Source organism: uncultured Acidovorax sp., assembly GCF_964021665.1.
Taxonomy (GTDB): Bacteria; Pseudomonadota; Gammaproteobacteria; order Burkholderiales; family Burkholderiaceae_C; genus Acidovorax; species Acidovorax temperans.
Genome location: NZ_CAXIAK010000054.1, coordinates 1 through 23,483 on the forward strand (window position 1 = coordinate 1; position 23,483 = coordinate 23,483).

The 23,483-nt window shown below is 64.1% G+C and carries 20 protein-coding genes and 1 pseudogene; 14 read left to right on the forward strand and 7 right to left on the reverse strand.

Annotation, left to right across the window (positions count from 1 at the left end):
• A pseudogene (locus tag AADJ04_RS12010) lies at positions 1–282 on the forward strand (ModE family transcriptional regulator); the annotation flags it as partial.
• Positions 283–364: 82 nt separating this feature from the next.
• Here AADJ04_RS12010 and AADJ04_RS12015 read toward each other — a convergent pair.
• Positions 365–1,474: a helix-turn-helix domain-containing protein gene (locus tag AADJ04_RS12015; RefSeq protein WP_341239754.1), complete on the reverse strand. Its 1,110-nt coding sequence runs from the start codon at positions 1,472–1,474 to the stop codon at positions 365–367.
• A 237-nt stretch (positions 1,475–1,711) separates the two neighbouring features.
• On the opposite strand from AADJ04_RS12015, the gene AADJ04_RS12020 reads away from it, so the two are divergent.
• The 7 genes from AADJ04_RS12020 (at position 1,712) to AADJ04_RS12050 (ending at position 9,614) form a co-directional block, all read left to right on the forward strand.
• Positions 1,712–2,176, forward strand: coding sequence for a (2Fe-2S)-binding protein (locus AADJ04_RS12020; protein ID WP_273623145.1), 465 nt, complete (start codon positions 1,712–1,714; stop codon positions 2,174–2,176).
• A 21-nt stretch (positions 2,177–2,197) separates the two neighbouring features.
• A complete protein-coding gene (locus tag AADJ04_RS12025) occupies positions 2,198–4,585 on the forward strand; it encodes a xanthine dehydrogenase family protein molybdopterin-binding subunit (RefSeq protein ID WP_341239755.1) in 2,388 nt (795 codons plus the stop codon).
• Between the two features lie 12 nt (positions 4,586–4,597).
• Positions 4,598–5,392 carry a xanthine dehydrogenase family protein subunit M gene (locus tag AADJ04_RS12030; protein WP_341239756.1) on the forward strand — a complete coding sequence of 265 codons (795 nt, stop codon included), beginning with the start codon at positions 4,598–4,600 and terminating at the stop codon, positions 5,390–5,392.
• 215 nt (positions 5,393–5,607) lie between these two features.
• Positions 5,608–6,588, forward strand: coding sequence for a MoxR family ATPase (locus AADJ04_RS12035; protein ID WP_341239757.1), 981 nt, complete (start codon positions 5,608–5,610; stop codon positions 6,586–6,588).
• Positions 6,585–7,847, forward strand: coding sequence for a VWA domain-containing protein (locus AADJ04_RS12040; RefSeq protein WP_341239758.1), 1,263 nt, complete (start codon positions 6,585–6,587; stop codon positions 7,845–7,847). The genes AADJ04_RS12035 and AADJ04_RS12040 overlap by 4 nt, the downstream gene beginning before the upstream one ends.
• A 42-nt stretch (positions 7,848–7,889) precedes the next feature.
• Positions 7,890–8,519, forward strand: coding sequence for a carbon monoxide dehydrogenase subunit G (locus AADJ04_RS12045; RefSeq protein WP_341239759.1), 630 nt, complete (start codon positions 7,890–7,892; stop codon positions 8,517–8,519).
• Positions 8,520–8,549: 30 nt separating this feature from the next.
• On the forward strand, positions 8,550–9,614 hold the full coding sequence (locus tag AADJ04_RS12050) for an XdhC family protein (RefSeq protein WP_341239760.1): 1,065 nt from the start codon (positions 8,550–8,552) through the stop codon (positions 9,612–9,614).
• A gap of 4 nt (positions 9,615–9,618) precedes the next feature.
• Here AADJ04_RS12050 and AADJ04_RS12055 read toward each other — a convergent pair whose 3' ends face one another.
• The 3 genes from AADJ04_RS12055 to AADJ04_RS12065 form a co-directional block, all read right to left on the reverse strand.
• Positions 9,619–10,308 carry a glutathione S-transferase gene (locus tag AADJ04_RS12055; protein WP_288485744.1) on the reverse strand — a complete coding sequence of 230 codons (690 nt, stop codon included), beginning with the start codon at positions 10,306–10,308 and terminating at the stop codon, positions 9,619–9,621.
• A 134-nt stretch (positions 10,309–10,442) separates the two neighbouring features.
• Complete coding sequence (locus AADJ04_RS12060; protein ID WP_341239761.1) at positions 10,443–11,222, reverse strand: response regulator; 780 nt, start codon at positions 11,220–11,222, stop codon at positions 10,443–10,445.
• On the reverse strand, positions 11,219–11,881 hold the full coding sequence (locus AADJ04_RS12065) for a response regulator (RefSeq protein ID WP_341239762.1): 663 nt from the start codon (positions 11,879–11,881) through the stop codon (positions 11,219–11,221). Before AADJ04_RS12065 ends, AADJ04_RS12060 begins: the two co-directional genes overlap by 4 nt.
• A 159-nt stretch (positions 11,882–12,040) precedes the next feature.
• Between AADJ04_RS12065 and AADJ04_RS12070 the strand changes: the two genes are divergently transcribed.
• The 3 genes from AADJ04_RS12070 to AADJ04_RS12080 all read left to right on the forward strand — a co-directional run bounded on the left by AADJ04_RS12070 (position 12,041) and on the right by AADJ04_RS12080 (position 15,847).
• Entirely contained in the window at positions 12,041–12,412 is a 372-nt protein-coding gene (locus AADJ04_RS12070) for a response regulator (RefSeq protein WP_066788917.1), read from the forward strand.
• A gap of 148 nt (positions 12,413–12,560) precedes the next feature.
• Positions 12,561–13,310 carry an ABC transporter substrate-binding protein gene (locus AADJ04_RS12075; RefSeq protein ID WP_242638108.1) on the forward strand — a complete coding sequence of 250 codons (750 nt, stop codon included), beginning with the start codon at positions 12,561–12,563 and terminating at the stop codon, positions 13,308–13,310.
• A gap of 2 nt (positions 13,311–13,312) precedes the next feature.
• Complete coding sequence (locus tag AADJ04_RS12080) at positions 13,313–15,847, forward strand: ATP-binding protein (RefSeq protein ID WP_341239763.1); 2,535 nt, start codon at positions 13,313–13,315, stop codon at positions 15,845–15,847.
• 110 nt (positions 15,848–15,957) lie between these two features.
• Here the strand turns inward: AADJ04_RS12080 and AADJ04_RS12085 are convergent, their stop codons facing one another.
• From AADJ04_RS12085 to AADJ04_RS12095, 3 genes are all read right to left on the reverse strand, one after another.
• Complete coding sequence (locus AADJ04_RS12085; protein ID WP_167336958.1) at positions 15,958–16,128, reverse strand: hypothetical protein; 171 nt, start codon at positions 16,126–16,128, stop codon at positions 15,958–15,960.
• A 167-nt stretch (positions 16,129–16,295) separates the two neighbouring features.
• Positions 16,296–17,264: an MBL fold metallo-hydrolase gene (locus tag AADJ04_RS12090; protein ID WP_341239764.1), complete on the reverse strand. Its 969-nt coding sequence runs from the start codon at positions 17,262–17,264 to the stop codon at positions 16,296–16,298.
• A 141-nt stretch (positions 17,265–17,405) separates the two neighbouring features.
• Positions 17,406–17,774 (reverse strand): hypothetical protein, encoded by a 369-nt coding sequence (locus tag AADJ04_RS12095; RefSeq protein ID WP_341239765.1) that lies wholly within the window; start codon positions 17,772–17,774, stop codon positions 17,406–17,408.
• 108 nt (positions 17,775–17,882) lie between these two features.
• Between AADJ04_RS12095 and AADJ04_RS12100 the strand changes: the two genes are divergently transcribed.
• From AADJ04_RS12100 to AADJ04_RS12110, 3 genes are all read left to right on the forward strand, one after another.
• Positions 17,883–18,521: an ATP-binding cassette domain-containing protein gene (locus AADJ04_RS12100; RefSeq protein ID WP_341239766.1), complete on the forward strand. Its 639-nt coding sequence runs from the start codon at positions 17,883–17,885 to the stop codon at positions 18,519–18,521.
• A 179-nt stretch (positions 18,522–18,700) separates the two neighbouring features.
• The gene (locus AADJ04_RS12105; protein ID WP_341239767.1) at positions 18,701–20,140 is read left to right on the forward strand and encodes an MdtA/MuxA family multidrug efflux RND transporter periplasmic adaptor subunit; all 1,440 of its coding nucleotides are present in this window, start codon (positions 18,701–18,703) and stop codon (positions 20,138–20,140) included.
• 66 nt (positions 20,141–20,206) lie between these two features.
• On the forward strand, positions 20,207–23,260 hold the full coding sequence (locus tag AADJ04_RS12110) for a multidrug efflux RND transporter permease subunit (RefSeq protein ID WP_341239768.1): 3,054 nt from the start codon (positions 20,207–20,209) through the stop codon (positions 23,258–23,260).
• The last annotated feature ends 223 nt before the right edge of the window (positions 23,261–23,483 follow it).

Below are 23,483 nucleotides of genomic sequence, written 5' to 3' on the forward strand. Positions count from 1 at the left end.
GAGCTGCTGGGCCTGCAGCCAGGCCAGGCATTGTTGGCGCTGTGCAAGGCCACGGCAGTGCGGGCGATGCCGTATGCCGACTCGCCTGCCGCTGGCGTGAATTGGTGGGAAGGGCGCGTGACCCGCCTTTCCCGTGGCCCCGAGGTGGACGAAGTGGCCGCGCAGCTCGATGCGGGTGTGCAGATGGTGGGCTTTGCGCCGGCAGGCAGCGGCTTGCGGGTGCGATCCCGGGTCAAGCTGCAGGTGGATGAATCGGCGGTGGTGCTGGCACTGTGGGATTGAGGGCTGGGCCGCTGTGGATGGATTTGCTCTGATTTTGATAGCTTGTGGCGCTTGATTGGTAAGCGCTAGGAACCGTTTTTGTTCAGAACTTTACCGCAGACGGCCCTAGCTTGCGGTACACCGTGGCGCGGCTGATGCCCAGTGCGCGCGCGGCCTCGGCCACATTGCCGCGGGCGTCTTGCACCGCCTGGCGGATCAGCGCGGTTTCTGTCTGCCGCAAGGGCGCGGCAGGGCTTGCGCGCACACGGCCCTGAACTGCTGCAGCCGGTTGCACCAGCGCTTGCAGGCGCAGACCCGACCACAGCGGGACCGGCATGGCTGCACTGCGCTGCTGGCATGCCGCATCGCGCAGCATGGCCCAGGGCATGGCAAACAGATCGGCGCTGTGCACAGCGCCGCCGGGGCTGCGCAGCGGCATGGGAAGCAGTTGCCGCGCCGTGGTGTTGGTGCCCAGCACCTGGCCGTCGTCGTCCAGCGTGACCAGGCCATCGCTTTCGCCGCCCAGTGCGCCGCCGGGCCAGTTCAATCGCATCAGCCAGTCGTGTGGGCGTGACAGCAGCAGCGCGTCTTCGATCGAGCGGGCGGATCGCGCCACCAGGTGCCGCAGCTCGGGCCGCTCGGGCACATCCACGCCCGTCAGGTCCAGCATGCCCATGCAGCGCCCTTCGGGGTCGAACAGGGGAGCGCCTGCGCAGCTGTAGGCGCTGTTGTCATCGCAAAAGTGCTCGCCCCGGTGCAGCCAGACCGGGGTCAGCTCGGTCAGCGCCGCGCCTATGGCAGTGGTGCCCACAGCGGCTTCAGACAGGTCCACGCCCACCCGCCCGATCAGCTGGCTGCGCGGGTCGTGCCGGTCCACCGCGCCCTGCACGTCGATCACCACGCCGCGCGCGTTGGTCAACATCGCGAAGTAGCGCATGCCCGCAATTGCGCGGGTGAGCTGGTCCAGCACCGGCCGCGCGGCCTGCACCAGCGCATGGCTTTCATCGGCCAGCTGGCGCAATGCCTGGCCGCTGATGGGGTTGAAGACCACCTTGTGCCCGGGATGGAGCCCGGCGGCCAGGCACCGCTGCCACGAGCGCGTGATCCATGGCTCCAGCGATACCTCGCCACCCGCGCCCAGCAAAACGCTCTGCCGGGCCCTCTGGATCAGGGCCTGGCGGTGGTGGGATGACGGATCGGCAGCAGCAAGCATCGCAGTCCCTGGGGCAGGGCCTTGGGTACGCCGTGGGAGCGTGCGCGCAAGGCGAGGTGGCAAGGGGGTGAAGATTTCCGCGCATGGTGCACCGGTGTGCAGTGCAGCATGTTTCATTTTGAGAATATCCCGCGCAGCGCCGGGTGTTTCTAGGGTTGTCCCTAGAGAAGCGGGGGGCAGGGGCGTTTCAAGATGCGCCGTGCGAATCCAGCCATCACCATTACAGGAGACAGCGAGATGCAAGTGCAGTTCACCGTCAACGGCCGCGCGGCCAGCATAGACGTCCCCCCCAACACCCTGCTGGTTCACGCGTTGCGAGAGCACCTGCAGCTCACAGGCACCCACGTAGGGTGCGATACCAGCCAGTGCGGTGCCTGCACCGTTCACGTCAACGGCCGCGCCGTCAAGTCCTGTGCCATGCTGGCCGTGCAGGCCCAGGGGGCCGAGGTGACCACCATCGAGGGCATGGCCGCGCCCGACGGCACCATGCACCCCATGCAGGCGGCCTTCAAAGAGTGCCACGGCCTGCAGTGCGGCTTCTGCACCCCCGGCATGGTGATGAGCGCGGTAGACCTGTGCAAGCACCACCCCGACGCCAGCGAGGGCGAGATCCGCGAGCTGCTGGAAGGCAACATCTGCCGCTGCACGGGCTACCAGAACATCGTGCGCGCAGTGCAGGTCGGCCAGAAGGCCATGGCTTAACCAGGAAAGAGGAGAACGACCATGGGTGCATCCGACTTTTCCAAGCTGCCATACATTGGCGAGGCCTTGAAGCGCAAGGAAGACTACCGCTTCCTCACCGGCGCCGGCCAGTACACCGACGATGTGGTGCTGGCCGCGCAATGCCACGCGGTGTTCGTGCGCTCACCGCACGCCCACGCCAAGATCAACAGCATCAATATCGATGCGGCCAAGGCCGCGCCCGGCGTGCTGGGCGTGTTCACGGGGGCCGATGTGGCGGCCGACAACATCAACGGCCTGCCCTGCGGCTGGCTCATCACCAGCACCAACGGCGAGCCCATGAAGGAGCCGCCGCACCCCATCCTGGCCCAGGGCAAGGTGCGCTACGTGGGCGACCATGTGGCCATGGTGGTGGCGCTGACCCAGCAGCAGGCGCGCGACGCGGCCGAGCTGGTGGAGGTGGACTACGACGTGCTGCCTGCCGTGGTGAACGTGGCCGACGCTGCGTCGGGCGCCGTGGCCGGTGCGGCGGTGCATGACATTGCGCCCGACAACCACTGCTTCAAGTGGGCCATTGGCGACAAGGGCGGCGTGGATGCCGCATTTGCCAACGCCGCCCACGTCACCAAGCTCGACCTGATCAACAACCGCCTGATCCCCAACGCCATGGAGCCGCGTGCGGCCATCGGTAGCTACAACCGGGCCAGCGACGAATACACGCTGTATGTCAGCAACCAGAATCCGCACGTTGAGCGGCTTTTGATGACGGCCTTTGTGATGGGCCTGCCAGAACACAAGGTGCGCGTGATTGCGCCTGACGTGGGCGGCGGCTTCGGCTCCAAGATCTACCTGTACGCCGAAGACGTGTGCCTGACCTGGGCCTCCAAAAAGCTCAACCGCAACATCAAGTGGGTGGCAGACCGCAGCGAGGCGTTCCTCTCCGACGCCCATGGCCGCGACCATGTGAGCCATGCCGAAATGGCGATGGACAAGGACGGCAAGTTCCTGGCCCTGCGCGTGAATACGCACGCCAACCTGGGTGCCTACCTCAGCACCTTTGCCAGTGCGGTGCCCACCATTCTTTACGCCACGCTGCTGGCGGGCCAGTACAGCACTCCTCAGGTGTATGTAGAGGTGGACTCGTGGTTCACCAACACTGCGCCGGTGGACGCCTACCGGGGCGCAGGCCGCCCTGAGGCCACCTACCTGCTGGAGCGCCTGGTCACCCGCTGCGCGTGGGAGATGGGCCTCTCGCAGGACGAAATCCGCCGCCGCAATTTCATCCAGACTTTTCCATACCAGACGCCGGTGGCGCTGCAGTACGACACGGGTGACTTCCATGCCTGCATGGACGGTGCCAACAAGCTGGCCGATGTGGCAGCCTTTGAGCAGCGCAAGGCCGCCAGCGCGGCAAAGGGCCTGCTGCGGGGCATCGGCTACTCGTCATACATTGAGGCCTGTGGCATTGCGCCCTCCAACATCGCGGGCGCCCTGGGCGCGCGGGCGGGGCTGTTTGAATGCGGCGAGGTGCGCGTGCACCCCACCGGCAGCGTGACGGTGTTCACCGGCTCGCACAGCCACGGCCAGGGCCACGAGACCACCTTTGCGCAGGTGGTGGCGGCGCGCCTGGGCATTCCGGTGGAGAACGTGGACATCGTGCACGGCGACACGGGCCGCGTGCCGTTCGGCATGGGCACCTACGGCTCGCGCTCCATCAGCGTGGGCGGCGCGGCCATCATGAAGGCGCTGGACAAGATCGAGGCCAAGGCCAAGAAGATTGCTGCGCATTTGATGGAGGCCAGCGACGCCGACATCGACTTTGCCAATGGCGAATTCACCGTGCGGGGCACCGACAAGAAGATCCCGTTTGGCCAGGTGGCGCTCACGGCCTATGTGCCGCACAACTACCCGCTGGACAAGCTCGAACCTGGGCTGAACGAAACCGCCTTCTACGACCCGACCAACTTCACCTTCCCCGCAGGCACCTATATCTGCGAGGTGGAGATCGATCCGCAGACCGGCGTGACCCGCGTGGACAAGTTCACTGCGGTGGACGACTTCGGCACCATCATCAACCCCATGATCGTGGAGGGCCAGGTGCATGGCGGGCTGGTGCAAGGCATTGGCCAGGCGCTGCTGGAAAACTGCGTGTACGACCGCGAAACCGGCCAGTTGCTTACCGGCAGCTTCATGGACTACGCAATGCCGCGCGCTGATGACTTCCCCGAGTTCAAGCTCGGCCATGTCTGCACGCCCTGCACCCACAACCCGCTGGGCACCAAGGGCTGCGGCGAGGCCGGGGCCATCGGCTCGCCCCCGGCGGTGATCAATGCCGTGCTCGATGCGCTGCGCCCCCTGGGCGTGAAGGACTTTGACATGCCCGCATCGCCCCACCGCGTGTGGGAAGCCATCCAGTCGGCCAAGGCATAAGGAGATTCGACCATGTACGCATTCACCTTTGAAGCGCCTGCTTCCACCGCCGCCGCCGCGCAGCTCATTGCCCAGGGCGGCAAGCTGCTGGCTGGTGGACAAAGTCTGCTGCCTTCCATGCGCCTGCGCCTGGCCAACCCGGAGAAGATCGTTGATCTGAACAGCATTGCCGAGCTGGCGGGCATTCGCCGCGAGGGCAATGCCCTGGTGATCGGCGCCATGACGCGCCACGCCGATGTGGCGGCCAGCGGCGAAGTGAAGGCTGCCATCCCGGCCCTGGCCGACTTGGCCGCTGGCATTGGCGACCGGCAGGTGCGCGCACGCGGCACGCTGGGCGGTTCTGTGGCCAACAACGACCCTGCTGCCTGCTACCCCAGCGCGGTGTTGGGCCTGGGGGCCACCGTCATCACCAATCGGCGCGAGATTGCGGCAGACGAATTTTTTGTGGGCATGTACACCACCGCGCTGGACGAGGGCGAGATCATCACCGCCGTGCGCTTCCCCATCCCGAAGCGCGCCGCCTACATGAAGTTCAAGCAGCCTGCCTCGCGCTTTTCGCTGGTGGGCGTGTTTGTGGCGCAGTTCGATGCGGGTGTGCGTGTGGCTGTGACGGGGGCTTCAAGCTGCGTGTTCCGCCACGCGGGGCTGGAAGCCGCGCTGTCGCGAGACTTTACGCCCCAGGCCGCCGCAGCGGTGGTAATCGACCCCAGCGACCTGAATGCCGATCTGCATGCCAGCGCGGCCTACCGGGCCAACCTCATCAGCGTGCAAATCCAGCGCGCGGTGGCGAAGATGACATCCCCCTGAGCGGCTGCGCCGCTTCCCCCTTCTCTCGCATGGCGGTGCCATTCGGGAAGGGGGACTCCGCCGGTGCTGCGGGGCGGCCCTTGCACGGCGGTTGCTGGCCCAGGGCGCTCCGGTATCGAAGGGCGCGTGTACTAATGGTGATGTTTTTGAATGAAATTGTCCTCTGGCGCTTATCCATCAAGCGCAAGCAGCTATCAAAAGTGAAGCAATCAAGCATGAATGCCTTGGCCTCTGTCGATGCCCTGATGCAGGCGCTGCGGAACGAGGGCTACCTCGCAGACCGGCGGCTGGCCACCGCCGTGTTCCTTGCGTTGAAGTTGCAGCGGCCGCTGCTGCTGGAGGGTGAGCCCGGCGTGGGCAAGACAGCCTTGGCGCAGGCTTTGGCCCGGGCGCTGCAGCGGGTGCTGATTCGCCTGCAGTGCTATGACGGCATGGAGCAGCGCGAGGCGCTGTACGAATGGAATTACGCAGCGCAGCTTTTGCATCTGCGTGCCGCTGAAATGTTGGCCCCCACGCTCGGCACTGGCGTGTCCTCGCTGCCCCCCGAGGGGGCGCCCGCGCCTTCGGGCGGCCGTGCGGCGCTCGGTTCCGTTCGTGACATCGAGGCCGAGGTGTACCAAGACCGCTACCTCATTCCCCGTCCGCTTTTGCAGGCCCTGCGCGCGCCTGCACCGGGGGCGGTGCTGCTCATTGACGAGGTAGACCGCGCCGACGAACCGTTTGAGGCCTTCCTGCTCGAATACCTGGGTGAGTACCAAGTCAGCATTCCCGAGATCGGCACCGTGCAGGCGGCTGTGACGCCCGTCACCATCCTCACCAGCAACCGCACGCGTGACCTGCACGACGCTGTGAAGCGCCGCTGCCTGTACCACTGGCTGGACTACCCGGAGCGCGAGCGCGAGCTGGCCATCGTCCGCGCGCAGGTGCCCGGTGCCAGCGAGGCCTTGGCCCAGCAGGTAGCGCTGTTTGTGTCGCGCCTGCGCAGCCGGCCATTTGCCGACGCCTTCCAGCGCGCCCCCGGCATTGCCGAGAGCGTGGAATGGGCCAAGGCCCTGGTGGCGCTGGACACCCTGGTGGTGGACCCCGAGGTGGTGAGCGACACCGCGGGTATCTTGTTCAAGCAGCGCGAGGATGTGGCCGCGTTGACTGCCGCGCTGGCGTCTGAGTTGTTGCAGCCAGAGCCGGAGGCTTCATGAGCGGGGCAGGGGCCTCTGCTGTAGCCGCCGCCGGCGGGGTGCATGCCACCGCCTCACAGTTGGGCGATGCGCGCAGCGGCAAGCTGGCGGACAACCTCACCGGCTTTGGTCGCGCCCTGCGCCGCGCCGGTGTGCCGGTCGATGCCGCCCGCATGGCGCTGGCCCAGCAAGCCCTGTTGCTGGTGGGCCTGGCACGGCAGGACATGGCCGCCGCACTGGAGGCCGTACTCATCAGTCGCGAGCAGGACCGCCAGGTGTTTCGCGAACTGTTTGCTGCGTACTTCCGCAACCCCGATGTGGCGCAGAAGCTGCTGGCGCAGATGCTGCCCACCGCCCCTGAAAAATCGAAAGGTGCCCCCCGCCGCCAGCGCGTGGCCGATGCGCTGGCACCTTTGCGCGCCGCACGGCAGCAGCACGCCAGCACGCAAGAGCAAAAGATCGAATTTGACGCCGCCATGACAGCGAGCGACCAGCAACGCCTGCGCCGGGCAGATTTCAACCAGCTCTCTGCTGGCGAATACCAGCTGGTGCAACGCCTGGTGCGCGAGGTGGCCTTGCCCCTGCCGCGCTACGCATCGCGCCGCACCTGCCCCGGCAGCCGGGGCAGCCGCCCGCACTGGGCCGCCGCCATGCGCCGTGCAGCCCGCACGGGCGGCGAGATGCTGGAGCTGCCACGCCTGGCGCGGCGCGACCAGCCCGTGCCCCTGCTGGTGCTGGTGGATGTGTCCGGATCAATGGAGCGCTATGCACGCCTGCTGCTCACCTTCTTGCACGCCGCCACAGCGCCGGGGCAGGGCGGGCAGGGTGTGGGGCGACGGGATATGTTCGCGTTTGGCACGGGCCTCACGGATTTGACACCCGCCTTCCGACACGCTGATGGCGACGCCATGCTGGCCCACGCCAGTGCTGCCATCACCGATTTTGCAGGCGGCACCCGTCTGGGCGAAGCGCTGCACCAGTTGCGCCGCCGACACGCGCGCCGACTGGTGGGGCGGCGCACGCTGGTGCTGCTCATCAGCGATGGGCTGGACACGGGCGAGCCCGCCGCGCTGCTGCAAGAGTTGGGCTGGCTGCGCCGTCACTGCGGGCAGCTGCTGTGGCTCAATCCCCTGCTGCGCTACGAAGGCTATCGCCCCACCGCGCGCGGCGCAGAGGTGCTGCATCGCCACGCCCACGGCATGCTGGCGGTGCACAACCTGGAGAGCCTGCAGCAATTGGCGCACAGCATTGCACAGGTGTTGCAGCCGCAGCGCCGTTAGGCCGTAAAAGTTTGAATATTCACTGAACGAAGGAACCTAATCATGGAAATGCAAGCCAGCCGCACCCTGGCCGTGACCCAACAGCAAGCCTGGGAGGCGTTGAATGACCCCGAGGTTCTCAAGCTTTGCATCCCCGGCTGCGACAAGGTAGAGGCCAGTGGCGAAAATCAATACGCCGTGGCCATGGCGCTCAAGATCGGGCCGGTGTCTGCGAAGTTCGCGGGCAAGATCACGCTGGCCGACATCGTGCCGCCCGAGAGCTACACCATCGCGTTTGATGGTTCGGGCGGTGTGGCTGGTTTTGGTAAGGGCACCGCCCAGGTGCGGCTGGAACCCTTGCCTGCTGACGCGTCTGGCCTGCCGCTTTGCGAGTTGCATTACACGGTGCATGCCACCGTGGGCGGCAAGATCGCGCAGCTCGGCCAGCGGCTCATCGACGGGGCTGCGAAAACCATGGCAGAAGATTTTTTCAAACGTTTTGACAACGAAATGCAGCGCCGCTACCCCCGGGAGGCTGCCGGCGAAGAAACCCAGGACACGGTGATGTCGCACGCCCCCACGCAGCCCATTGCGCTGCCAACCGATTCGCAAGCCTCGGGCGGCGTGCCGGTGTGGGGCTGGATTGCCATCGGCGCGGCAGTGTTGGCGGTGGTGGCGTGGTTAATGAGTTGAACAAGCCAGCGCTTGCAGTGAGGTAGGAGCATGGAAAATCTGGATGTGATGGTGCTGCGCACCCTGCTGGCTTGGCGCCAGGCGGGCCAGCGCGCTTTGCTGGCCACGGTGGTGCGCACCTGGGGGTCGTCGCCTCGGCCCGTCGGCTCCATCATGGCCCTGTGCGAAACGGGGGCGGTGGTGGGCTCTGTATCCGGCGGTTGCATTGAAGACGACTTGATCGACCGCCATACCCGCGCCTACGCGCAGGCCGCAGGGGCGGACCGTGGTCTGGCGCACGCCATACCCAGCGGGCCGCCCACCTTTGTGAAGTACGGAGTGACGGCCGACGAGGCCCACCGGTTTGGATTGCCCTGCGGCGGCACGCTGGAGCTGCTGCTGGAATACGACCCCGACCCGCAGAGTCTGGCGGAATTGGTTGCTCAGCTGGAGTCGGGTCAGCTGGTGCAACGTACCGTGCTGCTCGCTGATGGGCGGGTCAGCCTGCAAGCGGCGGCGGCACCTGCCGAGCTGGTGGTGGATGCCGCGCAGCTCACCAACACCTTCGGCCCCGAGTACCGCATGCTGCTCATCGGAGCCGGGCAGTTGGCGGAATACCTGGCCACCATGGCGCTGTTCAGCGGGTTTGCCGTGACGGTGTGCGATCCGCGCGAAGAGTTTGTCGGTAGCTGGAACGTGCCGGGCGCCAAGCTGGTAAGAGACATGCCAGATGATGTGGTGGCCGCCTTCAAGCCCGACCGCCGCAGTTGCGTGGTAGCCCTCACGCACGACCCCAAGCTGGACGATCTGGCGCTGCTGGAAGCCTTGGCGTCAGAGGCGTTTTACATTGGTGGCATTGGCTCGCGGCGCAACAACGAGGCGCGCCGCGCCCGCATGATGGAGCACTTCGGGCAGACCGAGGCATCGCTGCAGCGACTGCGCGGCCCCATTGGGGTGTACATCGGCAGCAAGACACCGCCTGAGATTGCCGTCAGCGTGATGGCCGAGATTCTGGCGGTGAAAAACGGCGTGGCCCTGCCACAAGGCGTGCAGGTGGCGCGCGCCAAGAACGAGCGTGAACTTGCGCCCACCGGGCCGCTGGTGTGCGGCGTGTGAGGGCTCAGGCGCTCATCACCACAGGACCGCCTTTGGCAATGCCGCGTTGGTAGGCCGGGCGGGCCTGCATGCGCTGCAGGTAGGCCTGCAGGTGAGGGCGGGGTTTGCCGGGGTTGGCCCGTGCAAGAGCTGCTTCCACCGCAAAGCTCATCTGAAAATCAGCCATGGTGATGTGCTCACCCGCGAACCATTGGTGGGTGGCCAAGTGGTCTTCCATAAAGTCCAGGGCCGTGTCCACGTTGGGGTCGATCAGCTTGCTTTGCACGGTGGCACACAGCGCCTTGGCCACCGGCCGCACAAAGAACGGCATGGGCTGTTTGGGAATGCTGGCGAACACCAGCTTCATGACCAGCCAGTTCATCAGCGAACCTTCTGCGTAGTGCATCCAGAACCGGCATTGGCGGTGGGCTGGCGTGCCCACAGCAGGCGCGAGGTGGGCTAGCTCGCCCGTGGCCAGGGTGGCATGGGTTTCGACCAAGTATTCAATGATCGCACCTGATTCCGCCACCACGATCTGCCCGTCGGTGATGACTGGCGACTTGCCCAGCGGGTGGATCTGTTTGAGTTCAGGAGGCGCAAGCCGGGTGCGCTTGTCACGTTGGTAGACCTTGAGCTGGTAGGGCAAGCCCAATTCTTCCAAGAGCCAAAGAATGCGCTGCGAGCGCGAGGTTTCAAGGTGGTGGACGGTGATCATGGCGCCATTTTGAACCGGTTTGCACGTCCCTGTTCATGCAGGCGTTTCGCACACCCATCGAGAGGTTGACCCAGTGACTCACGCGCCGCTGGGGCAAACCAACCAGCCGCCATGTGGCTGACGGCGCGCTGCGTTCAGTTCAGCGTTGCAAGGCGCTGCCGCAAATTGCTCCAGCCGCTGGTGCAGGTGGCGGCATCAGCCACGGCTGCGGCATCCTCCAGCGCCCTGGCGACCAGGCTGTCCTGCGGCCTGCCCAGTGTGAGGAGCACGGTGGCGAGGCTGTGGGCCAGCCTGCGCAGAGCAGGCCAGTCTTGCGCTTGCGCTGCGGCATCACCCGTTTGCACATCGGCGGCAAACTGCTTGAGACATGCCGCACGGTAGGTGGTGAAGAGTTGTACGTCGCCACCAAAATGGGTGGCAATGGCCAATGTCTCGGCAGCGTTGGTGGCTGGGGCTGGTTTGGCAGCCGGGTTGGTGGGGGAGGGCTGCAGCGCTGCCGTTGCAGTATTGGTATCCGCCTCTGGCAAGGCATGCAGGGCCAGCGCATCGCGCACGCAGCTTTCCAGTTCTTGCACAGCGATGGGCTTGGACAGAACTCTCCAAAGGTCCATTCCCTGCAACTGCTCCTTCACAGCAGTCGTCAGGCCAGCGCTGAAGACGGCCACCAGCGTGCCACCCCGCAGCTGCGGATTCGCTGAAAGGCGTTGCACCAGAGAAATGCCCGACTCGCCCGGCAGCATCAAGTCCGTGATCACGAGCTGGATATCGCGCTGCTCTAGCAATGCCACTGCGGCAGGCACACTGGTGCAGGTGAGCAGCTCAATGGGCAACTGATCCAGCGCCATCGCCACGAATCGCGTAATGGAGGTGTCGTCCTCCACCAGCAAGACACAGGGCGCAGCAGCGCTGGTCATGCGGTTGGGGTGGGCAGCGACTGTGCCAGTATGGCGGGCAGTTCTGCCACCAGTTGGGATTTATGGATCACTGTCACACCCTGCAATGCGAACGCGTAGGGCTCTCGCTGCTCTTGGTCCAGTGAGGTCACCACGATCAGCCGGCTGCGGGCAAATTGCGGGTGAGAGCGCAGGGTGGTGATCAGCGTGGCCCCGTCGATGCCCGGCAGCAGAATGTCCACAATCAGGATGTCGGGCTGAATCTGCCCATACATGGCCAAGCCGGTGATGCCATCACTGGCCGTGTGCAGAGCAGCGCCAGGGAAGTGCTGGTTCACCAGCAGGGTGACCAGGTTTTGAAAGTGGATGGAGTCTTCGATCAACAAAATCTGCGGAGCACCACGGCCGCGCGCTGGCGTGCCAGTACCCACTGCGCCATTGCCACTGCCAGCAGGCTGCGAGGCGGCTTTGCCACCTGCGCCCGTACGGGCATTGATCCACTGCTCTACCGAAGCTCTAGAGATGCGGCGGTGACCCCCAGGGGTCTTCCACGCTTCGAGCTCGTTGCGATCAACCATCAATTGCACCGACCGCACCGCAAGCCCGAGCATGCTGGCCACTTCCAAAGTGGTGTAGTGGTCTTGAACCAGCGACGGTGGTGGTGTTTTTTCAGATTTCATGAGTTGCGCATTTTCCTCTTTTTTCATAGCAGGGAGAAGAACTTGCATTTGATACAAATGATTGATATGATTTGATCATACCAAGCAAACGAAGCAACGGGACAATAACCACCTGAAGCGCCATGAGGCTAGGTTCACCATCTCTTTCAAGGGCGTGCCATGAAAAAAATACTGATTGTTGAAGACCATGCTGACATTCGCAAATTATTGAAAATGACGCTGGAGTTCGATGACTTCGAAATCCATGAGGCTTCTACGGGTGACGCTGGGTTGGCACGGTGTCGTGAGATCTGCCCTGACATCGTGCTGCTGGACATCATGATGCCCGGCACCCTGAACGGTTTGGAAGTATGCCGCCAGATCAAGGCAGACCACGCCACACGGTTCACGAAAGTCGTCTTGCTGACAGCCCGTGTTCAGGCCAGTGACAAAGAGGCAGGTTTGGCCGCAGGGGCGGACGATTATTTGATGAAGCCTTTCAGCACATTGCAGGTGCTCGAAACCATCTACCGCATGGAAGCCGAGGCGTGAGCTTCACGGCCGCGCTACCGTGCCCAAGCTGCGAGGTAGAGCGGCTGCGCGCTCGATGGACCCGCCGCGTTTGAGCGGCTACTTCTGGGCGGAGGGGGTTGTCATGATTTTTCTCTCGAGGGCTTGCCCGCTGCTGGCGGTGCTTGGCATGCTGCTGCTTGGCTACGCCCACGCTCAGCCCGTTCTGGACAGAGTGCGCACGGCAAGGGCTCTGAAGGTGTGCATCTGGCCCGAATACTACGGTGTCACTTACCGCCACCCACGCACGCAAGAACTGAGCGGTATCGACATTGAGCTGGCCGCTGCGCTGGCTGCAGACTTGAACGTTCGCGTCGAATACGTGGACTCTTCGTTTCCAACGCTGGTCAGTGACCTTGTGGAGGATCGTTGCGATGTGGCGATGTTTGCCGTGGGCGTTACCGCGCAACGGGCGGAGAAATTGCGTTTCACCCAGCCTTATTTGCGCAGTGATATTTACGGCATCACGACCAAGAGCAACCAAGTTGTCCGCGAATGGTCGGATATTGACAAGCCAGGGGTGCTGGTTGCCGTTCAATCCGGCACCTTCATGGAGCCGGTGATGGAGCAGCGCCTCAAGCATGCCCAACTGGTGCGTGTGAAGTTGCCGGCGACGCGAGAGCGGGAACTGGTGGCTGGGCGTGTGGATGTGTTCATGACCGACTATCCCTACAGCCGGCGCTTGCTGGACAACGCAGACTGGGCGCGACTGATTGCACCCGCCGAGCCTTTTTCGGTGCTGCCTTATGCGTATGCGGTGAAACCGGGCGATGCTCAGTGGCTTGCGGTGGTGGATGAGTTCGTCTCGCGCATCAAGAAGGACGGCAGGTTGAACAATGCCGCCAGCAAGCAGGGGCTGGGGCCCATTGTGGTTCGTTGAACATGGCCAACACGCATGCAGCCGCTTCCATCAACGCCCCCACCTCGGAGCGTTGGTCCAGGGCCAGCACACTGGTGCTGGTGGGGGGCGCCGCTGCCACGCTGATCGCTGTGATCCTGGTGGCGCTGGTCACTGGCAATGCGTTTCGCCGTGCCATCGCTGAAGAGCAGTCTCACTCAATCTTGCTGGCCAGAGTGATTGAAGACCAGGCCACGCGCACGCTGGATTCTGGCGAAATGGCGCTGGATGCTCTGGCAATGTCACCAGTGTTGCGTGCTGCTGTACCTGATGCTGCGGCCATACAGGCGGCGCTGAATCAAACGCTGTCGGGCCTGCCTTTTTTGCGAACCATTGCGGTGGCTGATGCGCATGGCAATATTCTTGCAAGCACCAGTCCCTCTGAGGCAGGCATTCGCATCGATCTGGAGCGTTTGGGCCCCCGAAATGTCGGCGGCCGTGCAGTGCTAGGCCCCTTGGTCATGGGAAGGGGGTTGGCTGCGATCCAGTTGGGCGCCCCAGCGGTGAAAGCACCGCCGGGCCTGGCGTTCATTCCTTTGTTGCGCCTGATGGCGAGCGAGGCGGGTCGCCCACTGTTTCTGGTGGGCTTGATCAACCCGGATGCGTTTTCCAACTTTCAGTATCTCGCGCTGGAGGGCGGCAACTTTGAATCCATCGTGACCACTGACAAGGGCATGGTCTTGGCCGGGTCTCGCGATGGCGCTGCACTGATGGGCGCCAACGTCGGCGGTATCCCTGTATTCACCAGCTACCTGCCCTCCAAAGAGCACGAGCAGTACGTGGGGCGTGGTGCGCTGGGGGATCGGCAGCTCCTGGCATTTCGCGCCTCCAGCACCAAACCGCTGGTGGTGATCGTGGAGGAGTCGTACAGCCGTGTTGTGTGGCGTTGGTTGTCTGGCGCCAAGGCGCTTTTGGGCATTGGTGGTGCTTTGGTCCTGCTGGTGGCTGGTTTGACCGCAGCCGTGTGGCGGGTGGTCAAGTTGCGTGAAGCAGCCCAAGTTGCTGCCAACAAAGCGCAGCAGCGCATTGCCCAGAGTGAGCGCGAGCTGAGCGTGCTGATGCGCAGCGTGCAGGAGCTGATCTTTCGTATCGATGCGCAGGGGGTGGTCACTTATGTGAACGATCACTGGGTAGCCTTCAACGGTAGCCCGAAAGAGCAGGCCATCGGCAAGCGCCTGGAGGACATCGTGGATCCCTCCAGCCGCGATGATGTGCGCAAGGCGCTGGATCCGTTGGCGCCTGCTGGAGTGCGTCACCTGCAGACCAAGGTTCGCCCGCGAAATGGCGGCGAAATGCATTTCGATGTGGCCTTGGTGTCCTTGCGATCCGAAGGGCGGCTGGTCGGCTTTGTGGGCAGCGCTGTGAATGTGACCGAGCGCCGGGTGGCAGAACACCGCTTGCAGGCCCAGATCGCCTTCCAGAATTTGCTGCTGGACACCAATCCGCTGCCGATTTCCGTCGTGGACCTGCGTGGGGCGGTGGTTCAGGTCAATCGTGCCTGGGAGGAATACAAGGGTCTGGACCGAAGCTCGGTGGTCGGGCGGCTACTGACGGATCTGCTGCCTGCCGATGAAGCGCAGGTTGAGCGGCTGCACACCCGAGAATTGCTTGCCAAAGGCGGGCAGGCGTTCTTTGAAACCAAGGTGCTGCATGCCGATGCGATGCGGCGCGAGACCCGGGTGATCAAGGCCGCCATCACAGATGCGCAGGGCCATGTGTCGGGCGTGCTGAGCATCTTCGTGGACGTGAGCGAGTTCCGCGAGGCCGAGCGTGCCACCCAGGAAGCCCGGCACGCAGCAGAGGAAGCATCGCGGGCCAAATCAGAGTTTGTGGCCAACATGAGCCACGAGCTGCGAACCCCCTTGCAGTCCATTCTTGGTTTTGCCGAGCTGGGCGCGCTGCGCGGGCGCGCCGAGCCGCGCTTGGCTGGGATGTTCGAAGACATCCATTCTGCCGGGCAGCGCATGCTGGCTTTGGTGAACGACTTGCTTGAGGTTTCCAAGCTGGAGAGCACGGTGGGCACTTTCCACCTGGAGCGCATTGATTTGCGGGGCCTGATCCAGCCGGTCGTGAAAGAGCTGGAGCCCTTGCTCGCGCGCAGCCAGCAAACCATGCACCTGCGGCTGTCAGAACTGCCACTGGTGGCGAAGGTGGACCCGCTGCGCCTGCAGCAGGTCATTCGCAATGTGGTCGCCAATGCCATCAAGTTTTCGCCCCCTGGCTCTTCCATCACGGTGGTGGGGCGCATGGACTCCCGAGGGCAGGTCCATCTGGAGGTGCATGACGAAGGCCCTGGTGTGCCCGAAGCTGAGTTGGAGCAGATCTTTGAAGCCTTCGTGCAGTCCAGCAAAACCAAAGATGGTTCAGGTGGCACCGGGTTGGGGTTGGCTATCTGCCGCAAGATCATCGAAGCCATGGGAGGCCAGATATTTGCGCGCAACCTCACGCCCAAAGGGGCCGCGTTCCACATCGTGTTGCCAGCACGCCGTTTTGCAGAGACCCAGCCGGCTCCTTTGTGAGTGCATCCGCGGCGCGGTGAGTGCAACGGTGAGTTGGGGGCGAAAAAAAAGCCAACCGATTGGTTGGCTTTTGTTTTTTTGCGTGGCCTTGCTTGAGGCCACCACAGGCTTTAGCCGCCCTTCTTGGAGCGCTTGCCGGGGTTCTTCTTGCTGCGGGTAGCAACGCCACGTTCCAGGCTCACGCGCTGGCCACGACCGGGGGTTTGCAGTGTGTTGCCTGGCAGGGGCTGTGGACGGGGAGTGCGCTTGCGGTCTGCTTCGGTAACGATCTTGTTGCCCATGGAACTTCTCTGGAAAAAGTGGTGGAAAAGCTGCTATTAGGCCATAGGTTGGCGTGGGTGCCAAAAAATGGGGTGTAGGTCACCGCGGCAGCGCCGCCATGGCCTCGCTTTGAGACCCCACCTTTTGCAGTTCGGATGCGATGGGCTGGTATGGCAAACAGCCGATGTCAGACCGTTGGCTCGAATGTGTAGCCGTTACCTGTTGCGGTCATCCGGCCAAACGCCGGGAAGGGGAAGTGGAAACCGCCCACCAGCGATTTGCTGGAAGTCACCCGCGCAAAGACCTCACGACGCACCTTGCGTGCGGCCTCTGCGTCCATATCGAAAGTCACAGCCCAGTCGGGGTTGCGTGCAAAGAGGGAAGGCACGTTGGTCAGGTCAGCCAGGTAGAAGAAGCTCTGCCCTGCGGAGGTCACTTCAAACAAAGTGTGCCCTGGGGTGTGCCCGTAAGCGGCCACCGAGCGGATGCCCGGCACCACCTCGGCACCTGCTGCGAACTGCACCAGCATGTCAGGCCCCATGGCGCTGAAGGTACGGCGGGCGTTTTCAAACGCGCCCTTTTGTCCGGCAGGGGCTGCTGCCATTTTGGCGTCGTCCATCCAGAACGCGTACTCGGCTGCGGGCACCATCACCTTGGCTTTGGCAAAGGCCAGTTCGCCCGCCTTGTTGCGCAGGCCGTTGATGTGGTCGCCGTGGAAGTGGCTGATGAGCACGGTGTCAATATCGGAGGCGGGCACACCTGCGGCACGCAGGTTTTCCAGCAGCTTGCCTGCGTTAGGGCCACCGAAGTCACCCAGGCCGGTGTCAATCAGCACCTTGCGTCCGCCAGCAATCACCACGAACGGGGTGAACGGCACGTCGATGTAGTCGGAGGGCAGGCCTTGCGAGGTGAGCAGGGCTTTGACTTCTGCGAGCGGGGCGTTCTTCACGAATTCTTCGCCCAGCGGCCGGCGCGCAATTCCGTCCAGCACCGAGATGATTTCGACGTCACCCATCTTGGTGCGGCGAAATCCGGGAGATGGCAAGGTGGGCGTACCCAGGTTGGGCGCGCTTTGGGCCCATACGGGAATAAAAGAGCCAGCAGCGTAGGCGCAGAGCCCTGCACCAGCACCCAGGAATTGACGGCGTTTCAGCATCGTTACTCTCCGGTCATTGATTAGACTAATGAGTATTACAATGTCACGCCAAAGTTTGCTGCGTGCATGCTGCGGGCTTTTCCCCTAAAGGGCTTGGGGTTTTGGGTCGCCATCGCGCACCCAAAATGCCCCGCAGATGGGCTACTCCAGGCCGAATTCGGCGCGCAACGCCTCGCAAAACTGTGCGTGGCCGCTCAAGGTCAGGGTCACCGTCAGTCTTGGTGGTGCTGCCGTTTCAAGCTTGCGCGCAATGCCCCCGGTCGCTGGGTCGAAATGCAGGGCCACGGGTGTGCTCACCTCCTGCACCCCTCGCAGGTCGTACTGCCAGTCACCGCCATCTTCCACGGGGCTGGGGCCTTCCGGAAACTGCTCATGACACCACTGCAGCACCTGGGTGATCTCCTGTTGCAGGCGTGCCCACTGCGCTTCCGTCACACAGGCCATCGCATCAAACGTGCCTGTGCCTTCGTCGTCTTCGCTGTAATCAAAATCAAGGTAGTCCAGGGTCATGGGGCGTAGGTGTGAGAGGGTTGTGATCAGAGCGCATTGTCCGGTCTGTGCAGCAGTCGCCGTGCACAATGTCTGCCGCCACCCACTACCTTTTTTGTTCGCAACGCCATGTCTCCTAAGCCCACTTTGATGTCTGTCGATGCGCTGGATTTTGGTTATCCCCAGTGCAACGTTTTTCAGGGCTTCAGCCTTCGTTGTAATGCGGGATTGGTCCTGTTGTGCGGCGATGAAAGCACGGGCAAAACAACGTTGCTGCGTTTGCTTGCGGGTGAGCTGGCGGCGCAAAAAGGGCGCGTGGCAGTGGGTGGCGTGGATGCTGTGCAGGAGCCAGAGCGCTACAGCGCCCAGGTTTTTTGGATGGACCCGCGCTCGGATGCACTGAACACCACTACCGCCCAGGCTTGGCTGGATGCGCAAGCCGCCAAGTATTCGCGCTGGGATGCGAACGCTTTGGCGGTGCACGTGGCAGGCTTTGCGTTGGCAGAGCATTTGGCCAAGCCTTTTCATGCCCTGTCCACCGGCACTCGGCGCAAGGTGTGCATGGCTGCTGCATTGGCCAGCGGGGCGCCGCTGACGCTGATCGATGACCCCATCGCCGGGTTGGACAAGCCTTCGGTGACGTATCTGACCCAGGCGCTGAACACCTGTGCGGACGAGCCCGAGCGCGCCGTGGTGGTTGCCCACTACGCGCCTTTGCCCGGAGTGCGGTGGGCACACAGGGTGGATTTGGCCGGCCTTGGTAGGTAGGCGAGTGCCACGTTGCAGGGCCAGTCAGGTCGGCTTGCGGTAACGAATGCCCATGTCTGTACAAGACCGGTAAAGCCTGGGTAAATCCCGCGCCGCTCCAGCGCTGGTGGCCGAGCCGTGGCTACCATACGGCCTCCGTTACCGCATTGCTTCGGCACGCCCCGGCCGCGCTTTTCTCCATGCCCGCTCCTTTTTTCATGTCTTCCTGGTCTGCCGTGCGCCAACAGGGCCGCGTGCGGTGGTGGTTCGTGTCATTGGTGTTGCTGGCGGCCGCTGCGGCCGGGGCCTGGTGGTGGAAGCAGCAGGCGCCCGCGGCCGCATCTGCGGGCGCCGCGCGTGCCCCCGGCCGGTTCAGTGGGGCGGGGGCTGCCCAGCCGGTGTCGGTGGGGGTGGTGCAGCGCCAGGATGTGCGCGTCATGGTCAGCGCCATCGGCACCATGAGCGCGCGTGCCACGGCCGTGGTGCGGGCCAAGGCCAGCGGGGAGCTGCTGTCCATCAAGTTCAAGGAAGGTGATGAGGTCAAGGCCGGGCAATTGCTGGCTGAAATTGATCCCCGCAGTTACCAGGCCACGCTGACCCAGGCCCAGGGCAACCTGCAGCGCGACCAGGCCCAACTCAAAAATGCCCAGCTCGATCTGCAGCGCTACCAAGACCTGCTCGCCAAAGATTCGATCGCTGCCCAGCAGGTAGACACCCAAAAAGCTTTGGTCCGCCAATTGGAAGGCACGGTAGCCGCCGACCAGGCCCAGGTCGATGCCTCCAAGCTGCAGCTGAGCTACACCCGCATCACCGCACCCATCAGTGGGCGCCTGGGCTTGCGCCAGGCCGATGTGGGCAATGTGGTGGGCCCATCGGACGCCGCAGGCATCGTCACCATCACCCAGGTGCGGCCCATCGATGCCGTGTTTTCGGTGCCCGAGGCACAGCTGGTTGCCATCAACCAGCGCCTTCAAAGTGGTGCCAGCTTGCCGGTAGAGCTGTGGGACCGTGAGCAAAAGCAGCGCCTCGCCCGCGGGCGGCTGGGTGCGGTGGACAACGCTATCGACGCCACCACCGGCACCATCAAAGCCAAGGCAGCCTTTGCCAATGAAGAAGGCGCTCTCTTTCCCAACCAGTTCGTCAACGTGAAGCTGCAGGTCAACCTGCTCAAAGACGTGCTCACGGTGCCCAGCACGGCGGTGCAGAACAACTACGTGTATCTGGTGCGCCCCGACGGCACCGTGACCCAGCGGCGCATTCGTGTGGGTGTGGTGGACGGCGACCGCGTGAGCGTGGAGGGTGAACTGCAGGACGGTGACCAGGTGGTGACCGATGGCATCGACCGCCTGCGCGAAGGCGCCAAGGTGGCTGTGATTGACAGCGGCGCTGCCACTCGCGCGGATGCTGCCGCCCAGGACGCAGGTGCCCGGCGCGCAGCCCTGATGGCCAGCCTGACCCCGCAAGAGCGTGAACAGGTGGCCAAGATGACGCAGGAAGAGCGGCGGGCGTTCTTCCGCAACCGGCGCGCGCAGGCGCCTCAAGGCGCAGCTTCCGCCCCAGCTTCTGGCGCGTCTGCTGCGGTGGCTTCCACGCAGGCGGCCTCTGCGGCAGCATCGCCAGGGTCTGCCCCCGTGCGCTGAGCGATAGCGCTTCTCCACCCAGCGCTTTCCGCGTCGCACCTCGCAGGCCCCGTTGCCGTTCCCGCCATGAATTTGTCCCGCATCTTCATTCTGCGCCCCATCGCCACCTCGCTGTTGATGGTGGCGCTGCTCATCGCAGGCTTGCTGGCTTACCGGCTGCTGCCCATCTCGGCCTTGCCTGAGGTGGACTACCCCACCATCCAGGTCACCACGCTGTACCCCGGCGCCAGCCCGGATGTGATGACTTCCAACGTCACAGCGCCCCTCGAGCGCCAGTTTGGCCAGATGCCGGGCTTGTCCCAAATGTCGTCCACCAGCTCGGGTGGGGCCTCGGTCATCACGCTGCGGTTTGCGCTGGATATGTCGATGGACGTGGCCGAGCAGCAGGTGCAGGCGGCCATCAACGCCGGCAGCAACCTGCTGCCGAACGACCTGCCCATGCCGCCGATCTACAGCAAGGTCAACCCGGCCGATGCGCCAGTGCTCACGCTGGCCATCACCTCGCCCTCGCTGCCCGTCATCCGCCTGAACGACCTGGTGGAAAACCGCCTCGCGCCCAAGCTCTCGCAGGTCAACGGCGTGGGCTTGGTGGCCATTGCGGGCGGGCGCCGCCCGGCGGTGCGCATCCAGGCCAACCCTACCGCGCTGGCTAACCTGGGCCTTACGCTTGAAGACGTGCGCAGCTCCATCGCGGCGGCCAACGTCAAGCAGGCCAAGGGCGGCTTTGACGGCCCCGCGCGCGCCTCCACCATCGATGCCAACGACCAGCTGCAGTCCGCGCAGGAATACCGCGACCTGATCCTCGCGTTCAAAAACGGCAACCCCATCCGCCTGCGCGATGTGGCGCAAACCGTGGACGATGCCGAAAACACCCGCCTGGCCGCCTGGGCGGGCACGCCAGAGACGGGCTCGAAGTCGGGCGTCATTCTCAACATCCGCCGCCAGCCCGGTGCCAACGTCATTGAGACGGTCGATCGCATCAAGGCCCTGCTGCCCCAATTGCAAAGCACGTTGCCCGCGTCGATGGACGTGAAGGTGCTCACCGACCGGACCACCACCATCCGCGCCTCGGTCAACGACATGCAGACCGAGCTGGCGCTGGCCATTGGCCTGGTGGTGGCGGTGATTTTTGTGTTCTTGCGCAGCGCCTCGGCCACGCTCATCCCCAGCTTTGCGGTGCCGCTGTCGCTGGTGGGCACGTTTGGCGTGATGTACCTGGCGGGCTTTTCCATCAACAACCTCACGCTGATGGCGCTCACCATTTCCACGGGTTTTGTGGTGGACGACGCCATCGTCATGATCGAGAACATTGCCCGCTATGTGGAAGAGGGCGAGCCACCGCTGCAGGCCGCGCTCAAGGGCGCCAAGCAGATCGGCTTCACCATCATCTCGCTCACCATTTCGCTCATTGCGGTGCTGATTCCGCTGCTGTTCATGGGCGATGTGGTGGGGCGCCTGTTCCATGAATTTGCCATCACCATGGCGGTGGCCATCTTGTTGTCAGCAGTGGTGTCGCTCACGCTCACGCCCATGCTGTGCGCCCGCCTGCTGCGCCACACGCCCGAAGAAAGCCACGGCCGCCTGTACCAGACCACGGGTCGGTTTTTTGACCGCACCATCGCCCGCTATGGCCGTGCGCTGCAGTGGGTGCTGAACCGCCGGGGCCTGACCTGGCTGGTGTTTGGCGCCACGCTGGTGCTGACGGTGGTGCTCTATCTGGTGGTGCCCAAAGGCTTTTTCCCGGTGCAAGACACGGGCACGCTGCAGGCCACCACCGAGGCCGACCAGTCCATCTCTTTCGCCGCCATGGCCGACCGCCAGCAGCAATTGGCCGAGCGCATCCTGCAAGACCCGGCCGTGAAAAGCGTGTCGTCCTTCATCGGGGTGGACGGGGCCAACACCACGCTCAACACCGGCCGCCTGCTCATTGACCTGAAGCCCCATGCCGAGCGCGACCGCGCCCCCGTGGTGCTGCGCCGCCTGGCCGATGAAACGCGGGACATCGTGGGCATTCGCCTCTATGCCCAGCCGGTGCAAGACCTCACCATTGAAGACCGCGTGGCGCGCACGCAATACCAGTTGCTGCTCTCATCGCCCGACATGGCCCAGTTGCAAACCAGCACCGCCGACCTGGTGCAGCGCATGCGCGCCCTGCCGCAACTGGCCGATGTGGCCAGTGACCTGCAAAACCAGGGCCTGCAGGCCTTTGTGCAGATCGACCGCGCCCAGGCCAGCCGCCTGGGCGTGACGGTGGCGGGCATCGACACCGCGCTGTACAACGCCTTTGGCCAGCGGCTTATCTCCACTATCTTCACCCAGTCCAACCAGTACCGCGTAGTGCTGGAGGTGGCGCCCCAATTCAAGCTGGGGCCGGAGGCTTTGAACAGCATCTACGTCACTTCGAGCGCAGGCAAGCCGGTGGCTTTGTCATCGGTGGCGCGCATTGAAGAGCGCCCCATGCCCCTGGCCGTGAACCACGTGGGCCAATTGCCTGCGGCCACCATCTCGTTCAACACCGCGCCGGGCGTGGCGCTGGGCGATGCGGTCAAGGCCATCCAGACCGAACAGGCAGCGGCCCGCGAGGCAGGTCAGCTGCCGTTGTCCGTGGACACGAATTTCCAGGGCGCGGCGCTGGCGTTTCAGGCGTCGCTGTCGAACACGCTGCTGCTCATCCTGGCGGCGGTGGTCACCATGTACATCGTGCTGGGCGTGCTGTACGAGAGCACGATCCACCCGGTGACCATCCTCTCGACCTTGCCCTCGGCGGGTGTGGGGGCGCTGCTGGCGTTGTGGATGGCGGGGCTGGGTGTGGACATCGTGGCGGTGATCGGCATCGTTCTCTTGATCGGCATCGTCAAGAAGAACGCCATCATGATGATCGACTTTGCGTTGGAGGCTCAGCGCGACCAGGGGTTGCCTGCGCGGGAAGCGATTTACCAAGCCTGTTTGCTGCGGTTTCGGCCGATTTTGATGACGACGCTGGCGGCTTTGCTCGGTGCGTTGCCATTGATGTTGGGTGGGGGGGTGGGCAGTGAGTTGCGGCATCCGCTGGGGGTGACGATGGTGGGGGGGCTGATCGTGAGCCAGTTGCTCACGTTGTTTACGACGCCGGTGATTTAGTGGACGGTGGGGGGGTGGGGGGGGAGGGGGCGGGCGCGCAGGGGGGCTGTGTGATGGGTGCTCCTGTTTTGGTAGCTGGTTGCGCTTTGTTGGTGAGCGCTGGAGGCCGTTTTGGCTTCATGCCTCTGCAATGGGCGGGAGCCGGGATTTCGCCCCGGCGGGCGAGGTACTTTTCTTTGCTTCGCCAAAGAAAAGTACCCAAAAGAAAGGCGACCCCACTGTC

Coding starts and splice junctions, on each gene's coding strand:
- AADJ04_RS12015 (WP_341239754.1), bottom strand. CDS start 1,474: ATGCTTGCTGCTGCCGATCCGTCATCCCACCACCGCCAGGCCCTGATC.
- AADJ04_RS12020 (WP_273623145.1), top strand. CDS start 1,712: ATGCAAGTGCAGTTCACCGTCAACGGCCGCGCGGCCAGCATAGACGTC.
- AADJ04_RS12025 (WP_341239755.1), top strand. CDS start 2,198: ATGGGTGCATCCGACTTTTCCAAGCTGCCATACATTGGCGAGGCCTTG.
- AADJ04_RS12030 (WP_341239756.1), top strand. CDS start 4,598: ATGTACGCATTCACCTTTGAAGCGCCTGCTTCCACCGCCGCCGCCGCG.
- AADJ04_RS12035 (WP_341239757.1), top strand. CDS start 5,608: ATGAATGCCTTGGCCTCTGTCGATGCCCTGATGCAGGCGCTGCGGAAC.
- AADJ04_RS12040 (WP_341239758.1), top strand. CDS start 6,585: ATGAGCGGGGCAGGGGCCTCTGCTGTAGCCGCCGCCGGCGGGGTGCAT.
- AADJ04_RS12045 (WP_341239759.1), top strand. CDS start 7,890: ATGGAAATGCAAGCCAGCCGCACCCTGGCCGTGACCCAACAGCAAGCC.
- AADJ04_RS12050 (WP_341239760.1), top strand. CDS start 8,550: ATGGAAAATCTGGATGTGATGGTGCTGCGCACCCTGCTGGCTTGGCGC.
- AADJ04_RS12055 (WP_288485744.1), bottom strand. CDS start 10,308: ATGATCACCGTCCACCACCTTGAAACCTCGCGCTCGCAGCGCATTCTT.
- AADJ04_RS12060 (WP_341239761.1), bottom strand. CDS start 11,222: ATGACCAGCGCTGCTGCGCCCTGTGTCTTGCTGGTGGAGGACGACACC.
- AADJ04_RS12065 (WP_341239762.1), bottom strand. CDS start 11,881: ATGAAATCTGAAAAAACACCACCACCGTCGCTGGTTCAAGACCACTAC.
- AADJ04_RS12070 (WP_066788917.1), top strand. CDS start 12,041: ATGAAAAAAATACTGATTGTTGAAGACCATGCTGACATTCGCAAATTA.
- AADJ04_RS12075 (WP_242638108.1), top strand. CDS start 12,561: ATGCTGCTGCTTGGCTACGCCCACGCTCAGCCCGTTCTGGACAGAGTG.
- AADJ04_RS12080 (WP_341239763.1), top strand. CDS start 13,313: ATGGCCAACACGCATGCAGCCGCTTCCATCAACGCCCCCACCTCGGAG.
- AADJ04_RS12085 (WP_167336958.1), bottom strand. CDS start 16,128: ATGGGCAACAAGATCGTTACCGAAGCAGACCGCAAGCGCACTCCCCGT.
- AADJ04_RS12090 (WP_341239764.1), bottom strand. CDS start 17,264: ATGCTGAAACGCCGTCAATTCCTGGGTGCTGGTGCAGGGCTCTGCGCC.
- AADJ04_RS12095 (WP_341239765.1), bottom strand. CDS start 17,774: ATGACCCTGGACTACCTTGATTTTGATTACAGCGAAGACGACGAAGGC.
- AADJ04_RS12100 (WP_341239766.1), top strand. CDS start 17,883: ATGTCTCCTAAGCCCACTTTGATGTCTGTCGATGCGCTGGATTTTGGT.
- AADJ04_RS12105 (WP_341239767.1), top strand. CDS start 18,701: ATGCCCGCTCCTTTTTTCATGTCTTCCTGGTCTGCCGTGCGCCAACAG.
- AADJ04_RS12110 (WP_341239768.1), top strand. CDS start 20,207: ATGAATTTGTCCCGCATCTTCATTCTGCGCCCCATCGCCACCTCGCTG.